Genomic DNA, 17,127 nt, shown 5'->3' with positions numbered 1-17,127 from the left:
ATTTAACGCCCATCAAATCGCGTTAAATAATCGCCCCAACGATACTCAGAAACGCAAAATAAAAACTAAAGAAACTTTTGTAATTAAAGAAACCACTGAGCGCATCGCTGGCGTAAACGTTATTTTCAACAACTTGCAGATACTCATTATGAAAGAGAAAAAGACAACCATACCGCCTGCCGGTGCAGTCAATCCAACGACTGCGAATAAAAAACGTCTCCTGATGATGGCGCTGCCGATTATCGTTGCCGTGCTGTTACTCTTCGTCCCGGTCCCGGACGGCCTGCCGCCGTACGCCTGGCACTACTTCGCTATCTTCGTTGGGGTGATCGTCGGGTTGATTTTTGAACCACTGCCTGGCGCCGTTATCGGCATCACCGGCGTGGTGGTCATCGCCCTGTGCAGTCAGTGGCTGCTGTTCAGTCCGGAACAGATGGCCGCACCTGGCTTCAAAATGGCCGGCGCCTCCTTTAAGTGGGCGGTGAGCGGCTTCGGCAACTCCACCGTGTGGCTTATCTTCGGCGCCTTTATGTTCGCCGCCGGCTACGATAAAACCCAGTTCGGCCGCCGCCTGGCGCTGATTCTGGTGAAATATCTCGGCCGTCGCAGCCTGACGCTGGGCTACGCCATCACCTTCGCGGATCTGCTGCTGGCGCCGTTTACGCCGTCGAATACCGCGCGCAGCGGGGGCACCATCTACCCGATTATCGCCAACCTGCCGCCGCTGTACGGTTCAAAACCGAACGATCCGAGCGCGCGTAAAATCGGTTCCTATCTGATGTGGGTAGCGATCACCGCCGCCTGTATCACCAGCTCGATGTTCCTGTCGGCACTGGCGCCGAACCTGCTGGCGCTGGCGCTGGTAAAAAGCATCGTCGGTATCAACATCTCCTGGGGCACCTGGTTCATCGCCTTCCTGCCGCTTGGCGTACTGCTGATCCTGACCATGCCGCTGCTGGCCTACTGGTTCTACCCGCCGGAAGTGAAAGTCAATAACGAAGTGCCGCTGTGGGCCGCTCGTGAACTGGAAAAACTGGGCAAACTGTCGCGCAATGAGATCCTGCTGCTGGTGTTCGTCTGCTTCGCGCTGATGATGTGGATCTTCGCCGCCGACTGGATTGAACCGGCTCTGGCCGCCCTGCTGGTTATCGTGCTGATGCTGTGGACCGGCGTGCTCTCCTGGAGCGATATCACCAACAACAAAGCGGCGTGGAACACCTTTGTCTGGTTCGCCACCCTGGTGGCGCTGGCCGACGGCCTCTCCTCTACCGGCTTTATCGCCTGGCTGGGTAAAGAGGGCGGCGCGCTGATGAGCGGTATCTCCCCGGGGATGGCGACCATCGTCCTGCTGCTGGCGTTCTACCTGCTGCACTATCTGTTTGCCAGCACCACCGCGCACACTACCGCGCTGCTGCCGGCCATGCTGACCATCGCCGCCACCATTCCGGGGATGAATATGGAAGTGTTCGTTCTGCTGATGGTGACCTCGCTGGGCGTGATGGGGATCATCACCCCGTACGGTACCGGCCCAAGCCCGATCTACTACGGCAGCGGCTATCTGCCGACCAAAGATTACTGGCGCCTCGGCACCATCTTTGGCGCCATCTTCCTGGCCGCCCTGCTGCTGATTGGCTATCCGTGGATGTCCATGATGTTCTGATTCATAACCGCCGGGACCACCCCGGCGGTTTTATCTTTATGGAGTAAGTGATTATGTCGACTAAACCGTTTGTTTATCAGGATCCGTTCCCGCTGGCGCACGACGATACCGAATACTATCTGCTCAGCAAAGCGCACGTCTCCGTCGCCGAATTTGACGGCCAGGAAGTGCTGAAAGTGGAACCGCAGGCGCTGACCCTGCTGGCGCAGCAGGCCTTCCACGACGCCGCCTTTATGCTGCGCGTCTCCCATCAGCAGCAGGTCGCGTCGATTCTGCTCGACCCGGAGGCCAGCGATAACGATAAATATGTCGCCCTGCAGTTCCTGCGCAACTCGGAAATCGCCGCCAAAGGCGTCCTGCCCACCTGTCAGGACACCGGCACCGCCATCATCATGGGTAAAAAAGGCCAGCGCGTCTGGACCGGCGGCGGCGACGAAGCCGCCCTGGCGCAGGGCGTGTACAACACCTATACCGAAGATAACCTGCGTTACTCGCAGAACGCCCCGCTGGATATGTATAAAGAGGTCAACACCGGCACCAACCTGCCGGCGCAGATCGATCTCTACAGCGTCGACGGCGACGAATATAAATTCCTGTGCATGGCAAAAGGCGGCGGTTCCGCCAATAAAACCTATCTCTATCAGGAAACCAAAGCGCTGATCACCCCGGCGAAGCTGAAAAACTATCTGGTGGAGAAGATGCGTACCCTCGGTACCGCGGCCTGCCCGCCGTACCATATCGCCTTTGTCATCGGCGGCACCTCGGCGGAAGCGACGCTGAAAACCGTCAAGCTGGCCTCCACCCGCTACTACGACGGTCTGCCAACCGAAGGCAACGAGCACGGTCAGGCTTTCCGCGATGTGCAGCTTGAGCAGGAACTGCTGCAGGAAGCGCAAAACCTCGGCCTCGGCGCGCAGTTCGGCGGCAAATACTTCGCCCACGATATCCGGGTGATCCGCCTGCCGCGCCACGGCGCCTCCTGTCCGATCGGCATGGGCGTCTCCTGCTCCGCCGACCGCAACATCAAAGCCAAAATCAACCGCGACGGTATCTGGATTGAGAAACTGGAGAGCAATCCAGGAAAATATATCCCCGAACATCTGCGTCAGCAGGGCGAAGGCAAGGTGGTCAGCATCAACCTGAATCAGCCGATGAGCGAGATCCTGGCGCAACTGTCCGCCCATCCGGTTTCCACCCGCCTGAGTCTCAACGGCACTATTATCGTCGCCCGCGATATCGCCCACGCCAAGCTGAAAGAGCTTATCGATAATGGCGAGGAACTGCCGCAGTACGTGAAAGATCACCCGATCTACTACGCCGGCCCGGCCAAAACGCCTGCCGGTTACGCCTCCGGCTCCCTCGGCCCGACCACCGCAGGCCGCATGGACTCTTACGTCGATCTGCTGCAGTCCCATGGCGCGAGCATGGTGATGCTGGCGAAAGGCAACCGCAGCCAGCAGGTCACCGACGCCTGCCACAAACACGGCGGCTTCTACCTCGGCAGCATCGGCGGCCCGGCGGCGGTGCTGGCGCAACAGAGCATCAAGAGCCTTGAGTGCGTGGCGTATCCGGAACTGGGGATGGAGGCGATCTGGAAAATCGAAGTGGAAGATTTCCCGGCGTTTATTCTCGTCGATGATAAAGGCAACGATTTCTTCCAGCAGATCCAGAACAAGCAGTGCGCCGGCTGTAAACAGCACGGCTAACGCCCCCCTCTGGCGCTAACAGCAGGCCGTCGCCGTTCAGGTGACGGCTTTTTTTATGCCCGCGCCGCGCCAGCTTGAATTCACTTCCTGCCCGGCTATGCTCAACGACAAGTCGTCCCTTGGATGCTGAAAAATAACAATAATTCCCTTTCCCGGGTTGATGCTGACCCTCGGGTCGACCGGGACGATGCCCCAGCCGTCGCGCCGCAGGAGGGTGAGAAATAAGGATAACGTAGCGGCATTTCCGCCGGGTGGCGGCGTACGCCTTACCCGGCCTACAGGGGCCGTGCAGCCAGCCGTTAATTAACCCACTTGCGCGACTGAAACTGCCGGGGCTGGCGGCCTCAGCATCGCTGAGACGTTCACGGAAGACGGGGGCACAGGGGGCGGCGGCGACTGGCCGCTCCCTGCGCCATGAGTGACATAACGCAGAAGATCAACCGGGAGCGCAATCTGCCCGGAGTTAACATAGACGTTGTAACCCTGCCAACATAGTGCGAACAGGAACACTTCCGGTTGCGCCGTTATTTCGTCGGGAGGCGTCTGTTCCTTACCCGGCCGACAACGACTGCCGGGCAATCCGACCTGGACGACGACTCAACCCTGCGCGGCGTCAATGTCGTCAAACACCTGCTGCGCCAGATGCATCGTGGCATTGGCCGCCGGCAGTCCGCAGTACAGCGCAGAGTGCATGATCAACTCTTTCAGCTCATCGCGGGTCACCCCGTTGTTAAACGACGCGCGCAGATGCATCTTCAGCTCCGCCTCGCGATTGAGAGCAATCAGCATGGCAATGGTGATCATACTGCGGGTGTGGTGGTCGAGCCCCGGACGGGTCCAGGTCTCACCCCAGGCGTAGCGGGTGATAAAGTCCTGAAACTCTTCGTTCAACGGCGTCAGATGCTGCAGCGTACGGTCGACGTGGGCGTCGCCCAGTACTTTGCGCCGCACCGCCAACCCGTCCTGATAGCGCTGTTTATCCTCCATGGCGTTCTCCCTGGAAAAAGCTCAGCAGCGCTGAAGTAAAGCTTTTCGCCGCCTCAATGTTTGACAGATGCGATGCCGGCAGAACTACCACCTGGGAGGCGGGGATCTGCTGCTGCAGGAAATTAGCGTCACCGACCGTGGTGACAGGGTCACTTTCCCCGGCGATGATTAACGTAGGCAGCGGGATCTGCCCTACTTCGCCCCGCAGGTCGGCGGCGGCCAGCGCCTCACAGCAGGCGGCATAGCCTTCGGCGTCGGTATGGGTCAGCTGGTGACACAGGGCCTCCACCACCTCCGGCGCCTTCTGGCGAAACGCGTGGGTGAACCAGCGATCCGCCGCCCCGGCGGCCACCACCGCCATTCCCTCCTGGCGTACCGCCCGCGCCCGCGACAGCCAGCTGGCCTGATCGCCGATGCGCGCCGCGGTGTTCGCGACGGCCAGACCATAAAAACGCTCTGGCGCGAAGCGGCCCAGCCACAGACCGGTCAGACCGCCCATCGAGATCCCGCAGAACCAGGCGCGGTCGATATTCAGATGATCGAGCAGCGCAATCACATCTTCTCCCAGCTGGGCGAGGGTCACTTTGCCATTTTTCGTCGTTTTACCGTGGCCGTGGGTGTCGTAGCGCAGCACCCGGAAATGGGCGGTTAACGCCTCTGTCTGCGGCTGCCACATCGCCCGGGTGGTACCCAGCGAGTTGGAGAGAACGATAACCGGCGCACCTTCCGGTCCGTCGAGTTGATAATCAAGATTCATCATGTTGCTCCTGATAACGCGCCAGCACCTGGCGCACAAAGCGTTCGGCGCTGCCGGTCGCCGTTGCCGGGTCCAGCAGCGTGGTTAAGCGTTCGCGGGAGAGATACTGACTAACCTGCGGGTCTGCCGCGAGCAGATCGACCAGCGGGCAGTGGCGGTCCAGCGCCTGACGGCACAGCGCCTCAATATGATGGTGCGCCTCAGCTTTGCCGATGCATTCCGCCAGCGCCAGGGTCACCGCCTCAGCCATGATCAGCCCGTGGGTGATATCAAGGTCGGCGCGCATCTTTTGCGGGAAGACCTGCATGTCGCGCACCAGCGCCTCGCTTTGCGCCAGCGCCCCGCCCACCAGGGTAATCAGCTCCGGCAGGGTCTCCCACTCCGCCTGCCAGCCGCCCAGCGCCCGCTCGTGCTGCTGAATCTGGCAGGCGTAGAGGGTGGCCATCAGACCCGGGGTGCGCTGGGCGGCGGTCAGGATCGCCGCGCAGGCCACCGGATTGCGCTTATGCGGCATCGTCGACGAGCCGCCGCGCCCTTCCGCTACCGGCTCGCCCACCTCAGCCACTTCGGTCTGCATCAGCAGGGAGAAGTCGTTAGCGAATTTCCCCAGGGTGCCGCAGACGCCAGCGAACCAGGCGCCTGCCTCCAGCAGCCGATCGCGCTGGCTGTGCCACGGGGTATCCGGCAGCGACAGACCGAGGTTCTGCGCCAGCGCCTGGCCAACCGCCGGTCCTTGTGCTTTCAGCGCGTCCAGGGTCCCCGCGGCGCCGCCGAACTGCAGCACCAGCAGACGCGGACGCATCTCCCGCAGCCGCTGCTGCCAGCGCAGCAGCGCGTCGAGAGTGCCCGCCAGCTTCAGACCAAAGGTCACCGGCAGCGCATGCTGCATCCAGGTCCGGCCCGGCATCACGCTGTGGCAATGACGGTCGGCCTGCCCGGCGAAGGTCGCCAACAGTCGCTCGAGCAGTTGCTCGGCGGCATCCAGCGCCCCGCGCAGCTGGAGCACCAGCCCGGTGTCGATAGCATCCTGACTGGTGGCGCCCCAGTGAACGTAGCGCGCGGCGTTTGGATCCCGCGCTTTTACCTGGGCCGTCAGCTGTTTCACCAGCGGGATCGCCAGATTACCCGCCCCCACAGCCGCCTCGCCCAGGGCGGTAAAATCGATCGCCTCGTGGCGGCAGGCCGCGACAATCGGCCCGACCGCCGCCGCCGGCACCATCCCGCAGGCGGCCTGCGCCTGGGCCAGCGCCGCTTCAAAATCCAGCATGCCCTGCACCCGCTGCGCGTCGCTGAACCAGTCGGTGAGCGGACTGCTGCGCAGCATCGGGGTCAACAAACTCATTCTGGCTCCTTAAACACGTTCAATAATCAGGGCGATCCCCTGCCCGACGCCGATGCACATGGTGCACAGCGCGTAGCGGCCGCCGGTCCGTTTCAGCTGGTAAGCTGCGGTCATCGCCAGGCGGCCGCCGGAGGCGCCGAGCGGATGCCCCAGGGCGATCGCCCCGCCGTTGGGGTTCACATGGGCGGCATCGTCCGGTAAGCCCAAATCGCGGGTCACCGCCAGCGCCTGGGCGGCGAAGGCTTCATTCAGCTCGATCACGTCCATCTGGGCTAACGTCAGACCGGTCTGCGCCAGCACCTTCCGCACCGCCGGCGCCGGGCCAAAGCCCATAATGCGCGGCGCCACCCCGGCCGTCGCCACGCCGACCACCCGGGCCAGCGGCTGAAGATCGTTGGCCGCCAGCGCAGTTTCGCTGGCCAGCAGCAGCGCGCAGGCGCCATCGTTAACGCCTGAGGCGTTGCCGGCGGTGACGCTGCCGTCGGCGCGCACCACGCCGCGCAGTTTCGCCAGCGCCTCCAGCGAGGTGCTGCGCGGGTGTTCATCGCGACTAAACCGCAGCGGCTCGCCTTTACGCTGCGGCACCTGGACGGCGATCAGCTCATCGGCAAAATGCCCAGCCTCCTGGGCCGCGGCGGTGCGCAGTTGGCTGCGTAAGGCGAACGCATCCTGATCGGCGCGGGAAATGGCAAACTCATCGGCGACATTTTCCGCCGTCTCCGGCATGGAATGCACGCCGTACAGGGCTTTCATCTGCGGGTTAATAAAGCGCCAGCCGATGGTGGTATCCTCCATCTGCATGCTGCGGCTAAAGGCGCTCTCCGCTTTACCCATCACAAACGGCGCCCGGGACATACTCTCCACGCCGCCGGCGATCATCAGCTGCGTCTCCCCGCTTTTAATCGCCCGCGCCGCGACGCCGATCGCATCGAGGCTGGAGCCGCACAGGCGGTTAATGGTGCTGCCGGGCACGCTCTCCGGCAACCCGGCCAGCAGCAGCGCCATCCGCGCCACGTTGCGGTTGTCTTCCCCGGCCTGGTTGGCGCAGCCAAAGATCACATCGTCAATGCGCGAAGGATCCAGTCCCGGGTTACGCTCCAGCAGCGCTTTCAGCGGTAGCGCCGCCAGGTCGTCAGCGCGCATCGTCGCCAGGGTACCACCAAAACGGCCAAAGGGTGTACGCACCGCATCACAGATAAATGCCTGATTCATCATAGGTTCCTTACGCGCTTTCCGCCAGTTGTTCAAAGGTCAGCGTCACCGGAGTGATGCGCTGCAGCTCTTCAAAAGAGAGACCATTAAAGATTTCCCGCACCACCGGGCCGCGGTCGGTAATGTCGATCACCGCCAGGTCGGTATAGATCCGGCTCACGCAGCCGACGCCGGTCAGCGGGTAGCTGCACTGTTCCACCAGCTTGCACTCGCCGTCGCGGGTCAGATGGTCCATCATCACAAACACCTGGCGAGCGCCGATGGCCAGATCCATCGCCCCGCCGACCGCCGGGATGGCGTCCGGCGCGCCGGTGCTCCAGTTGGCGAGATCGCCGCTGGCGGAGACCTGATAGGCCCCCAGCACGCAGATATCGAGATGGCCGCCGCGCATCATGGCGAAGGAGTCGCCATGGTGGAAATAGCAGCCGCCCTGCAGGAGGGTGACGTACTCTTTACCGGCATTGATCAGCTCGGGATCTTCTTCTCCGGGCTGCGGCTTCGGCCCCATGCCCAGCAGGCCGTTCTCGCTGTGCAGGAAGACCTCTTTGTCGGCAGGCAGGTAGTTGGCAATCCGGGTCGGCAGGCCAATGCCGAGGTTAACGTAAGCGCCTTCGGGGATATCGCGGGCCACGCGCTGGGCCATTTCGTCACGGGTCAGTTTTTGCATCTCGGGCTCCTCAGGCGCGTTGTGCGGCAGTCAGGTTTTCCAGCGAGAATACGCGCTGGACGAAAATGCCGGGGGTGATGATGTGTTCCGGGTCGAGGTCGCCCAGCGACACCAGCTGCGAGACTTCAACGATGGTGGTTTTCGCCGCCGTCGCCATAATCGGGCCAAAGTTGCGCGCTGCTTTGCGATACACCAGGTTGCCCCAGCGGTCGCCCTGGTGGGCTTTAATCAGCGCGAAATCGGCTTTGATCGGATACTCCAGCACATAGTGGCGGCCGTCGATTTCCCGTGTCTCCTTGCCTTCCGCCAGCGGCGTGCCGTAGCCGGTGGGGGTAAACACCGCCCCCAGCCCGGCGCCGGCGGCCTGGATCCGCGCCGCGAGGTTGCCCTGCGGCACCAGCTCCAGCTCCACTTTGCCGCGGCGATAGAGGTCATCGAAAATCTGGGAATCGACCTGGCGCGGGAAGGAGCAGATCATTTTGCGCACCCGGCCAGCCTTAAGCAGCGCCGCGAGCCCCACTTCGCCGTTGCCGGCGTTGTTGTTAATGATGGTCAGGTCGCGGGCGCCCTGGTCAATCAGGGCGTCAATCAGAAAGGTCGGCTGGCCGGCGGGACCAAAGCCGCCGATCATAATAGTCGCCCCGTCGTGGATCCCGGCGATGGCCTCGCTCAGCGTCGATACGCTTTTATCAATCATCAGGTCGCTCCAGTGATGTGCGGTAATCGCACTTTTATTCGTTGTTCGCACAAAATGTGACCCGCTTAACGATGTCGGTCAAGGGCGATAATCGAAATATGGTGCGATAATCGAACATCGGTTATCTTTAGCGAAAGAATGTGATCGATGGCAAATATGGGGAACAGAAATGGACAAGCATCCAGACGATTTACTGACCGGCGACGGCGATCCGTTTAAGGGCGATCCTAACTTCATGGCCTCGCTGGCGCGCGGCCTGGAGGTGATTCAGGCATTCACGCCGCAGCGGCCCCTGCTGTCTATCTCACAGATCAGTCAAAAGACCGGCATTCCGCGCGCAGCGGTGCGCCGCTGCCTGTATACCCTGAGCAAGCTGGGGTTCGTTTATGCCGAAGACGGTAAGCATTTTCAGCTGCGGCCGCGGATCCTTGCCCTGGGGCACGCCTGGCTGGCCTCAACGCCGCTGGCGCGTTCGGCGCAGCCGGTGCTGCGGCATCTGAGCGAAATGCTCAATGAATCCTGCTCCATCGCCACCCTCGACGGGGACGATATCCTGTATATCGCCCGCGCTTCCAGCTCGCGGATCATGACCATCGACCTCGATATCGGCAGCCGCCTTCCGGCGTGGGCGACCTCGATGGGTCGGGTGCTGCTCAGCCATCAGCCGGAGGAGAAGCTCAACGACATGCTGGCCCGGGTAACCATGATCCGCTATACCCCGCAGACGGTGGATTCGGTGGCGAAGCTGCGCGCCGAGCTGAAACGGGTGCATCAGCAGGGGTATGCCCTCAACGATCAGGAGCTGGAGATGGGCCTGCGCTCCCTCGCGGTACCGCTGTTTAACGCCCAGGGGCAGGCGCAGGCGGCGCTGAACGTCGGGGTGCATGCGGGCCAGATGTCGGCCCGCGAGATGATCGACCGCGTGCTGCCGGAGCTGCAAAAAGCCGCTCGCGAGCTGACGCTGCTGCTGCGCTAACGGCTGCGCTTGGCGTGCCGCTCCCAGGTCTCCTGCTTCGCTTCGGCCGATTTACGCAGCGCGACATAGCAGGCGCCGCTACCGCCATGATGTGGTAGCGCGGCGCAGAAGGCCTGCACCTCCGGCAGCTCTTCCAGCCAGCGCGCCAGATAGCTGCGGATGATATTGGCATGGGACTGGTCGTCGCGGCCTTTGCCGTGAACGATCAGCACATTGCGTAACCCCTCTTTCTGCGCCTGCACCATAAAGGCGAAGAGCATCTGCCGGCACTGTTCCACCGGCTGGCGCAGCAGGGAGAGGCTCGCCTGCTGGCTGTATTTCCCCCGCCGTAGCTTATCCAGCACACCGCTCTGCAGCCCTTCGCGCTTAAACTCCAGCGGCGTGGCGAGCGGTACGATATCGAGATAGCCGGTAGTGAGAAAATTATCCAGTTGCAGGGTGTCGACGCGCTGCGGGGCGCGACTGTTGCGCCCGGGATGCCAGTGCACGTCATTGTTACGTTTCAGGGGCTGGACATCTTCCATGGCGTCAAGAAACAGGGATTTGTCATCAAGGTTCATGGGCTCTCCTCCAGCGGCTGTCGCCAGCTACTATAGCCGCCTCGCGCTCCCCCCTCAACGCGTTTAGCCCCGTCTGCTGGCAAAGTGAGCGCGACGGGCGGTTAAGGAAACAATTGTCGACTCTGGCGGCGAAACAGGGTGATTAATGACGCCGTTAGCGGCGTCTGCCGGGTGTCGCGCCGCTGGATCAGAAAATAGGCCGCCGTCGGCAACGCTTCGCGGACGGGGATCATCATCAGCTTGTCCGCCATCATCGGATCGTTGCCGAGCTCCACCGGCAGGATACTGAGAAAATCGCTTTTCACCACCAGGCTGATGCACGACGAGAAGGTCTCGCACACAATATCCACCTTTGGCGCCAGTCCGGCCTGATTAAACCGGTCCTGCAGCTGTTTAAAGTAGCTGCCGCGCGGCGTCGGCATGGTCCAGTGGTGATCCATCAGCTCCACCAGCGAGGTGGCCTGCGCCGCAGGATGCCCCGCGCGGGCGAAGACCGCGAACGGTTTCTCAAACAGTTTTTCAAAGCTGAACTCATGGTCGTACGGCCCGGGATAGTAGGTGTTGATGGTGAAATCCAGCTCCCCCTGGCGCAGCTCATTGATCATCGCCAGCAGCTGGCCCTCCATGATCCGCACCTTCACCTGCGGATGCTGCTGATGAAAGCGGCAGATCACCGACGGCATCAGCGACCGGGCGACGCTAGCGCCAAGGCCAATATTGATCTGCCCGGCCTGCTCTCCCTGGCGCTGCAGCAGTTCATCCTGCGCCGCCCGCAGCTCCTCGAGGATTAGGCTCGCATGTTGATAAAAACTTTCGCCATCGTCAGTCAGCGCCACCCCCTGGCGGCGGCGGACGAACAGCTGAGCGGAAAGCCCCTCCTCCAGCTCTTTAATCGCTTTGGTCAGGGCCGGCTGCGAGACCGCCAGCGAGCGGCTGGCGCCGCGAATACTCCCTTCCCGGGCCACCTCGACGAAGGCGCGAATTTGATGAAATTTAATCTGAAATGCCATGCTTTTGGTGATAACCGTTGTTTATCAGACGGAAGAAAATGACATCTACTGTAATCCATCAGGCTGTGGCAGGTTAAGAGCGTTAAGGCCTGTAGCGCGTCAGTGATAAACAAAAGCTATCACATCGTGAACGCCGTCACATTTTTTACTTATGACAGGATAAGCTATGCCGCAACTTGATGAATACCTGCGCCAGCTGGCGCCAGCCATGACCCAATGGCGCCGCGATTTTCACCTTCACGCTGAATCCGGCTGGCTGGAGTTTCGCACCGCCAGCAAGGTGGCGGAGATCCTCGACGGGCTCGGCTACCAGCTGGCGCTGGGGCGTGACGTCATCGATGCCGACAGCCGGATGGGGCTGCCGGATGAGGAGACCCTGACCCAGGCTTTCGAGCGCGCCCGCGAGCAAGGGGCGCCGGAACGCTGGTTGCCGGCGTTTGAAGGCGGGTTCGCCGGCGTGGTGGCGACGCTCGACACCGGACGTCCCGGCCCAACCCTGGCCTTTCGCGTCGACATGGACGCCCTCGACCTCAATGAGCAGCACGATGACAGCCACCGCCCCCATCGCGACCATTTCGCCTCCTGCAACGCCGGCATGATGCACGCCTGCGGCCACGATGGACATACCGCCATCGGGCTGGGTCTGGCGCATGTGCTCAAGCAGTATGCCGCCCAGCTCAACGGGGTCATTAAACTGATTTTCCAGCCTGCTGAAGAGGGTACCCGCGGCGCCCGCGCGATGGTGGCCGCCGGCGTGGTGGACGAGGTGGACTATTTCACCGCCATCCATATCGGCACCGGCGTTCCGGTCGGCACCGTGGTGTGCGGGGGGGACAACTTTATGGCCACCACCAAATTCGATGTGCAGTTTAGCGGCGTGGCCGCCCATGCCGGCGGTAAGCCTGAAGATGGGCGCAACGCGCTGCTCGCCGCCGCCCAGGCCGCCCTTGCTCTGCACGCCATCCCACCGCACAGCGCCGGCGCGTCGCGGGTCAACGTTGGGGTGATGCAGGCCGGCACCGGACGCAACGTGGTGCCCTCTTCGGCCCTGTTAAAAGTGGAAACCCGCGGCGAAAGCGAAGCCATCAATCAGTATGTTTTTGACCGGGCGCAGCACGTCATCGCCGGGGCCGCGGCGATGCATCAAGCCGGGTACGAGTTACGCATGATGGGCGCGGCCACCGCCAGCGCCCCGTCGCCGGCGTGGGTGGCGTACCTGCGCGAACAGGCCGCCCTTGTGCCCGGCGTGCAGCAGGCGGTGGATCGCATCGCCGCCCCGGCGGGATCGGAAGACGCCACCCTGATGATGGCCCGGGTCCAGGCGCGCGGCGGCCTCGCCTCGTACATGATATTCGGCACCGAACTGAGCGCCGGTCACCACAACGAGAAGTTTGACTTCGACGAGAGCGTAATGACGGTCGCGGTCGACACCCTGGCGCGCGTCGCGCTTAACTTTCCCTGGCAGCGGGGGGTGTGATGGAACCCATCTTTCAGTTTGTGGACGAGGTGATTGAGGCAAGCCGCGAGACGTATTGCGCTATCGCCGATGATATCTGGGATCACCCGGAGACGCGCTTTGAGGAGTTCTGGTCCGCCCGCCGGCTGGCGGACGCCCTCGAAGCGGAAGGTTTTCAGCTTACCCGGGATGCCGGCGGGATCCCCAATGCTTTTATCGCCAGCGTCGGCGAGGGCCAACCGGTTATTGCCCTGCTGGGCGAGTTTGACGCCCTGGCGGGTCTTAGCCAGCAGGCCCACTGCGCGGAGCCGACATCGTCGACGCCGGGGGGCAACGGTCACGGCTGCGGGCACAATCTGCTCGGGACGGCGGCTTTCGCCGCGGCGGTGGCCGCTAAAAAATGGCTGCAGCAGCACGGCGGCGCAGGCACCCTGCGCTTCTACGGTTGCCCGGGAGAAGAAGGCGGCTCGGGCAAAACCTTTATGGTGCGCGAAGGGCTGTTTGATGACGTCGATGCGGCACTCACCTGGCATCCGGAGGCCTGGGCCGGGATGTTCAGCACCCGCACCCTCGCCAACATTCAGGCGGCGTGGCGCTTTACCGGCACCGCCGCCCACGCCGCCAATTCGCCGCACCTGGGGCGAAGCGCCCTGGACGCGGTCACCCTGATGACCACCGGCAGCAACTTCCTGAATGAACATATTATCGAGAAGGCGCGGGTTCATTACGCCATTACCGATACCGGCGGCGTCTCGCCCAACGTCGTCCAGGCCCAGGCGGAAGTGCTGTATCTGATCCGCGCGCCGGAGATGGCCGACGTGGAACAGATTTTCGCCCGCATTGAGAAGATTGCCCAGGGGGCCGCGCTGATGACCGAGACCCACGTCAGCTGCCGCTTTGAAAAAGCCTGCTCGGGCTATCTGCCCAACCGCACGCTCGAAGCGGCGATGTACCAGGCGGTATGCCATTACGGCACGCCGGCATGGAGCGACGCCGAGCGCGCCTTTGCCGCGGCGATCCGCGCCACGCTCAGCGACAACGATATCAACAACAGCCTGAACAATATCGCCGGCACCGGCGGCGAGGCGGGGAAAACCTTCGCTCGTCGCCACCGCAACACCCTGCTGATTGATGAGGTGGCGCCGTGGGCGGCCACGGATACGCTCCTCGCCGGCTCCACCGACGTCGGCGACGTCAGCTGGAAAGCGCCGGTGGCCCAGTGCTTCAGCCCCTGCTTCGCGGTGGGTACCCCGCTGCACAGTTGGCAGCTGGTGAGCCAGGGACGCACCGCCATCGCCCATAAAGGGATGCTGCTGGCGGGGAAAGTCCTCGCGGCGACGGCGATCCGCTTATTCAGCGACCGCGCGCTGCTGGAGGCCAGCCAGCGAGAGCTCAGGCAAGCGCTGGCCGAACATCCCTACCGCTGCCCGATCCCGGCGGAGGTGAGTCCGTCGGTTTTACGCTAACCATACAGACCAGACCGCTCCTGACAGACGCTGACCGGCATCGCGGCACGCACCGACCATAATAACCGCCGGCAGTACGGGAGCAGGCCTGCCTAACACAACAACGACAACAGAGGAACGCCCATGAGTATGTCATCCATACCGTCGCCTTCCCCCGCCGGAAAGCGCTATGGCTGGGTAGAGAAGATCGGTAATAAGGTCCCGCACCCGTTTTTGCTGTTTATCTATCTTATCGTGGCGCTGATCGCCGCCACGGCGATACTCTCCGCCTTCAACGTCGGGGTCCAAAACCCTGCGGACGGGTCGCGGGTGGTGGTCAAAAACCTGCTCAGCGTGGAAGGGTTGCACTGGTTTCTACCGAACGTGATTAAAAACTTCAGCGGATTCGCGCCGCTGGGGGCGATCCTCGCCCTGGTGCTGGGCGCCGGCTTTGCCGAGCGGGTGGGCCTGTTGCCCGCGCTGATGGTGAAGATGGCCTCCCACGTTAGCGCCCGTTATGCCAGCTATATGGTGCTGTTTATCGCCTTTTTCAGCCATATCTCTTCCGACGCCGCGCTGGTGATCATGCCGCCGCTGGGGGCGCTGATGTTTCTCGCCGTCGGTCGGCATCCGGTCGCCGGCCTGCTGGCGGCCATTGCCGGCGTGGGCTGCGGGTTTACCGCCAATTTACTGATCGTCACCACCGACGTGCTGCTCTCCGGGATCAGCACCGAGGCGGCCAAATCCATCGATGCCTCTCTGCACGTCAGCGTGATCGACAACTGGTACTTTATGGCGACCTCGGTGATCCTCCTGACCCTCGTCGGCGGTTTGATCACTGACAAGCTGGTGGAGCCGCGGCTGGGCCAATGGCAAGGCAGTCGTGATGACAAGCTGCAGACCCTGACCGCCGAGGAGCGTTTCGGCCTGCGCATCGCCGGCGTGGCGACGCTGGCGTTCGTGGCGGTCATCGCCCTGATGGTGGTTCCGGAAAACGGCATTCTTCGCGATCCGGTTCAGCACACGGTCATGCCCTCGCCGTTTATCAAAGGCATCGTGCCGCTGATTATCTTTTTCTTCTTTGTCGTGTCGCTGGCTTACGGCATCGCCACCGGCAAAATTCGCCGCCAGGCCGATCTGCCGCAGCTGATGATTGAGCCGATGAAAGAGATGGCCGGATTTATCGTGATGGTCTTCCCGCTGGCGCAGTTCGTGGCGATGTTCAACTGGAGCAATATGGGTAGGTTTATGGCCGTTGGCCTGACGGACCTGCTGGAGAGCGCCGGCATGAACGGCGTCCCGGCGTTTGTCGGTCTGGCGCTGCTGTCGGCTTTTCTGTGTATGTTTATCGCCAGCGGCTCGGCCATCTGGTCGATTCTGGCGCCGATCTTCGTGCCGATGTTTATGCTGCTGGGCTTCCACCCGGCGTTTGCGCAGATCCTGTTTCGCATCGCCGATTCATCGGTGCTGCCGCTGGCGCCGGTTTCACCGTTTGTGCCGCTGTTTCTCGGTTTTTTACAGCGCTACCGACCGGACGCCCGCCTCGGGACATACTATTCGCTGGTGCTCCCTTACCCGCTGATTTTTCTCGCCGTCTGGCTGCTGTTGCTGGTGGGCTGGTATCTGGCAGGACTGCCAATCGGCCCTGGCATCTATCCGCGGCTTCCTTAAGCCGTTGAAGCGCCAGGGACGGCGGCTTACGCTTAACGCGGCACCTTCACTTTGACCTTGCGGGGGAGATCCGCGGCTCCGGCGAAGATGCCGAAAAGCGCGCGATACCCGCGTTCGAGCAACAGCGTGAGGCAATGGATAACCAGGCCGCTGAAGATCAATACGATTACGCCAGTCAGTATATATTGCATAGCCCCACCTCTGAGTTATTAACCGCGCCGCGCCGACGCGGCGGCACCTTCCCGGGCGCGCAAAGCTGCGCGGAGGACCGGCGTCGTCAGCTTAAAAGTAGCAAAAACCATGCCCGATAACCCGCCAGGATCGATCCAAAAATAAATCAACGTAACGGCCGCTGGCTGCCGGTCGATGATGCGGGTTTATCTTTTGGGAGTATAGTTGACCGCCGCCGGCGCGTGGTATCGTGTGGCCCTCGTGTACGATGGTGGATGACCGAAACGATGTTGACCTTGCTGCAGGATAAAATGGATACCCCGCTGGGGGCGCTGTGGGTGCTCTGCGACGAACAGTTTAATTTGCGCGCCGTCGAGTGGGACGAGCACCGCGACCGGATGGAAACCCTGCTCGATGTACACTATCGCCGGGAAGGCTATCAGCGCGTCGACTGCCGCAATCCAGGCGGTCTCAGCAGCAAGCTGAACGACTATTTTGCCGGCGACCTGGCCGTTATCGAGACCCTGCCTACCGCCACCGCCGGTACCCCTTTCCAGCGCCAGGTCTGGCGGGCGTTACGCGAAATCCCCTGCGGCCAGGTGATGCACTATGGTCAGCTGGCCGAGGCGCTCGGTCGTCCCGGCGCGGCGCGCGCCGTGGGGGCCGCCAATGGCGCCAACCCGGTGAGTATTGTGGTGCCCTGCCATCGGGTCATCGGGCGTAACGGCACGATGACCGGCTATGCCGGCGGCGTGCAGCGTAAAGAGTGGCTTCTGCGCCACGAGGGCTACCTGTTGCTTTGACTGAAAA

Annotated in this window: 16 protein-coding genes; 7 read left to right on the top strand and 9 right to left on the bottom strand. The window is 62.4% G+C overall.

Annotated features, from left to right (window positions below):
* Positions 1-148: 148 nt before the first annotated feature.
* Together K5R89_RS02695 and fumA are read left to right on the top strand one after the other, a co-directional pair.
* On the top strand, positions 149-1,660 hold the full coding sequence (locus K5R89_RS02695; RefSeq protein ID WP_049092623.1) for an anion permease: 1,512 nt from the start codon (positions 149-151) through the stop codon (positions 1,658-1,660).
* Between the two features lie 53 nt (positions 1,661-1,713).
* A complete protein-coding gene (fumA, locus tag K5R89_RS02690; RefSeq protein WP_023289520.1) occupies positions 1,714-3,366 on the top strand; it encodes a class I fumarate hydratase FumA in 1,653 nt (550 codons plus the stop codon).
* Between the two features lie 597 nt (positions 3,367-3,963).
* Here fumA and pcaC read toward each other — a convergent pair.
* From pcaC to K5R89_RS02660, 6 genes are read right to left on the bottom strand one after another with little or no spacing between them, the layout of a single operon-like run.
* Positions 3,964-4,353 (bottom strand): 4-carboxymuconolactone decarboxylase, encoded by a 390-nt coding sequence (gene pcaC / locus K5R89_RS02685; RefSeq protein WP_023289519.1) that lies wholly within the window; start codon positions 4,351-4,353, stop codon positions 3,964-3,966.
* Positions 4,343-5,110, bottom strand: a complete 768-nt coding sequence (gene pcaD / locus K5R89_RS02680) for a 3-oxoadipate enol-lactonase (RefSeq protein WP_032452712.1) — start codon at positions 5,108-5,110, stop codon at positions 4,343-4,345. The genes pcaC and pcaD overlap by 11 nt, the downstream gene beginning before the upstream one ends.
* The gene (locus K5R89_RS02675; RefSeq protein ID WP_087827636.1) at positions 5,100-6,452 is read right to left on the bottom strand and encodes a 3-carboxy-cis,cis-muconate cycloisomerase; all 1,353 of its coding nucleotides are present in this window, start codon (positions 6,450-6,452) and stop codon (positions 5,100-5,102) included. Before K5R89_RS02675 ends, pcaD begins: the two co-directional genes overlap by 11 nt.
* A gap of 9 nt (positions 6,453-6,461) precedes the next feature.
* Positions 6,462-7,664, bottom strand: coding sequence for a 3-oxoadipyl-CoA thiolase (gene pcaF / locus K5R89_RS02670; RefSeq protein ID WP_023289516.1), 1,203 nt, complete (start codon positions 7,662-7,664; stop codon positions 6,462-6,464).
* Between the two features lie 10 nt (positions 7,665-7,674).
* A complete protein-coding gene (locus K5R89_RS02665) occupies positions 7,675-8,331 on the bottom strand; it encodes a 3-oxoacid CoA-transferase subunit B (protein ID WP_023289515.1) in 657 nt (218 codons plus the stop codon).
* Between the two features lie 10 nt (positions 8,332-8,341).
* Positions 8,342-9,028, bottom strand: a complete 687-nt coding sequence (locus K5R89_RS02660; protein WP_023289514.1) for a 3-oxoacid CoA-transferase subunit A — start codon at positions 9,026-9,028, stop codon at positions 8,342-8,344.
* Between the two features lie 169 nt (positions 9,029-9,197).
* Between K5R89_RS02660 and K5R89_RS02655 the strand changes: the two genes are divergently transcribed.
* Positions 9,198-10,004 carry an IclR family transcriptional regulator C-terminal domain-containing protein gene (locus K5R89_RS02655; RefSeq protein WP_023289513.1) on the top strand — a complete coding sequence of 269 codons (807 nt, stop codon included), beginning with the start codon at positions 9,198-9,200 and terminating at the stop codon, positions 10,002-10,004.
* Here the strand turns inward: K5R89_RS02655 and smrA are convergent.
* Together smrA and K5R89_RS02645 are read right to left on the bottom strand one after the other, a co-directional pair.
* Positions 10,001-10,564, bottom strand: a complete 564-nt coding sequence (smrA, locus tag K5R89_RS02650; protein ID WP_032452707.1) for a DNA endonuclease SmrA — start codon at positions 10,562-10,564, stop codon at positions 10,001-10,003. The two genes, K5R89_RS02655 and smrA, sit on opposite strands and share 4 nt — an antisense overlap.
* Before the next feature lie 101 nt (positions 10,565-10,665).
* Complete coding sequence (locus K5R89_RS02645) at positions 10,666-11,574, bottom strand: LysR family transcriptional regulator (RefSeq protein WP_044522727.1); 909 nt, start codon at positions 11,572-11,574, stop codon at positions 10,666-10,668.
* A 166-nt stretch (positions 11,575-11,740) separates the two neighbouring features.
* Here K5R89_RS02645 and K5R89_RS02640 point away from each other — a divergent pair, with 166 nt between their 5' ends.
* The 3 genes from K5R89_RS02640 (at position 11,741) to abgT (ending at position 16,146) form a co-directional block, all read left to right on the top strand.
* Positions 11,741-13,051: a M20 family metallo-hydrolase gene (locus K5R89_RS02640; protein WP_044522725.1), complete on the top strand. Its 1,311-nt coding sequence runs from the start codon at positions 11,741-11,743 to the stop codon at positions 13,049-13,051.
* Complete coding sequence (locus K5R89_RS02635) at positions 13,051-14,496, top strand: M20 family metallopeptidase (protein ID WP_101989468.1); 1,446 nt, start codon at positions 13,051-13,053, stop codon at positions 14,494-14,496. The genes K5R89_RS02640 and K5R89_RS02635 overlap by 1 nt, the downstream gene beginning before the upstream one ends.
* Positions 14,497-14,619: 123 nt before the next feature.
* Positions 14,620-16,146, top strand: coding sequence for a p-aminobenzoyl-glutamate transporter (gene abgT, locus K5R89_RS02630; RefSeq protein WP_049013443.1), 1,527 nt, complete (start codon positions 14,620-14,622; stop codon positions 16,144-16,146).
* A gap of 32 nt (positions 16,147-16,178) precedes the next feature.
* On the opposite strand, the gene K5R89_RS02625 is transcribed toward abgT, so the two are convergent.
* Positions 16,179-16,337: a hypothetical protein gene (locus K5R89_RS02625; protein ID WP_064154677.1), complete on the bottom strand. Its 159-nt coding sequence runs from the start codon at positions 16,335-16,337 to the stop codon at positions 16,179-16,181.
* 267 nt (positions 16,338-16,604) lie between these two features.
* Between K5R89_RS02625 and ogt the strand changes: the two genes are divergently transcribed.
* The gene (gene ogt / locus K5R89_RS02620; protein WP_023289506.1) at positions 16,605-17,120 is read left to right on the top strand and encodes a methylated-DNA--[protein]-cysteine S-methyltransferase; all 516 of its coding nucleotides are present in this window, start codon (positions 16,605-16,607) and stop codon (positions 17,118-17,120) included.
* Positions 17,121-17,127 lie beyond the last annotated feature (7 nt).

It is taken from the genome of Klebsiella sp. TF21-TM, assembly GCF_019753495.1.
Classification (GTDB): domain Bacteria; phylum Pseudomonadota; class Gammaproteobacteria; order Enterobacterales; family Enterobacteriaceae; genus Klebsiella; species Klebsiella quasipneumoniae.
The sequence above is the reverse complement of the archived record's forward strand: the minus strand, read 5'-3'. Positions and strand labels throughout refer to the sequence as shown.

Excerpts from the sequence above, each read along its gene's own strand:
- K5R89_RS02660 (WP_023289514.1), bottom strand. The coding sequence starts at position 9,028 with ATGATTGATAAAAGCGTATCGACGCTGAGCGAGGCCATCGCCGGGATC.
- K5R89_RS02695 (WP_049092623.1), top strand. The coding sequence starts at position 149 with ATGAAAGAGAAAAAGACAACCATACCGCCTGCCGGTGCAGTCAATCCA.
- K5R89_RS02655 (WP_023289513.1), top strand. The coding sequence starts at position 9,198 with ATGGACAAGCATCCAGACGATTTACTGACCGGCGACGGCGATCCGTTT.
- pcaC (WP_023289519.1), bottom strand. The coding sequence starts at position 4,353 with ATGGAGGATAAACAGCGCTATCAGGACGGGTTGGCGGTGCGGCGCAAA.
- K5R89_RS02635 (WP_101989468.1), top strand. The coding sequence starts at position 13,051 with ATGGAACCCATCTTTCAGTTTGTGGACGAGGTGATTGAGGCAAGCCGC.
- abgT (WP_049013443.1), top strand. The coding sequence starts at position 14,620 with ATGAGTATGTCATCCATACCGTCGCCTTCCCCCGCCGGAAAGCGCTAT.
- K5R89_RS02640 (WP_044522725.1), top strand. The coding sequence starts at position 11,741 with ATGCCGCAACTTGATGAATACCTGCGCCAGCTGGCGCCAGCCATGACC.
- smrA (WP_032452707.1), bottom strand. The coding sequence starts at position 10,564 with ATGAACCTTGATGACAAATCCCTGTTTCTTGACGCCATGGAAGATGTC.
- pcaD (WP_032452712.1), bottom strand. The coding sequence starts at position 5,110 with ATGAATCTTGATTATCAACTCGACGGACCGGAAGGTGCGCCGGTTATC.
- K5R89_RS02645 (WP_044522727.1), bottom strand. The coding sequence starts at position 11,574 with ATGGCATTTCAGATTAAATTTCATCAAATTCGCGCCTTCGTCGAGGTG.
- ogt (WP_023289506.1), top strand. The coding sequence starts at position 16,605 with ATGTTGACCTTGCTGCAGGATAAAATGGATACCCCGCTGGGGGCGCTG.
- fumA (WP_023289520.1), top strand. The coding sequence starts at position 1,714 with ATGTCGACTAAACCGTTTGTTTATCAGGATCCGTTCCCGCTGGCGCAC.
- pcaF (WP_023289516.1), bottom strand. The coding sequence starts at position 7,664 with ATGAATCAGGCATTTATCTGTGATGCGGTGCGTACACCCTTTGGCCGT.
- K5R89_RS02625 (WP_064154677.1), bottom strand. The coding sequence starts at position 16,337 with ATGCAATATATACTGACTGGCGTAATCGTATTGATCTTCAGCGGCCTG.
- K5R89_RS02675 (WP_087827636.1), bottom strand. The coding sequence starts at position 6,452 with ATGAGTTTGTTGACCCCGATGCTGCGCAGCAGTCCGCTCACCGACTGG.
- K5R89_RS02665 (WP_023289515.1), bottom strand. The coding sequence starts at position 8,331 with ATGCAAAAACTGACCCGTGACGAAATGGCCCAGCGCGTGGCCCGCGAT.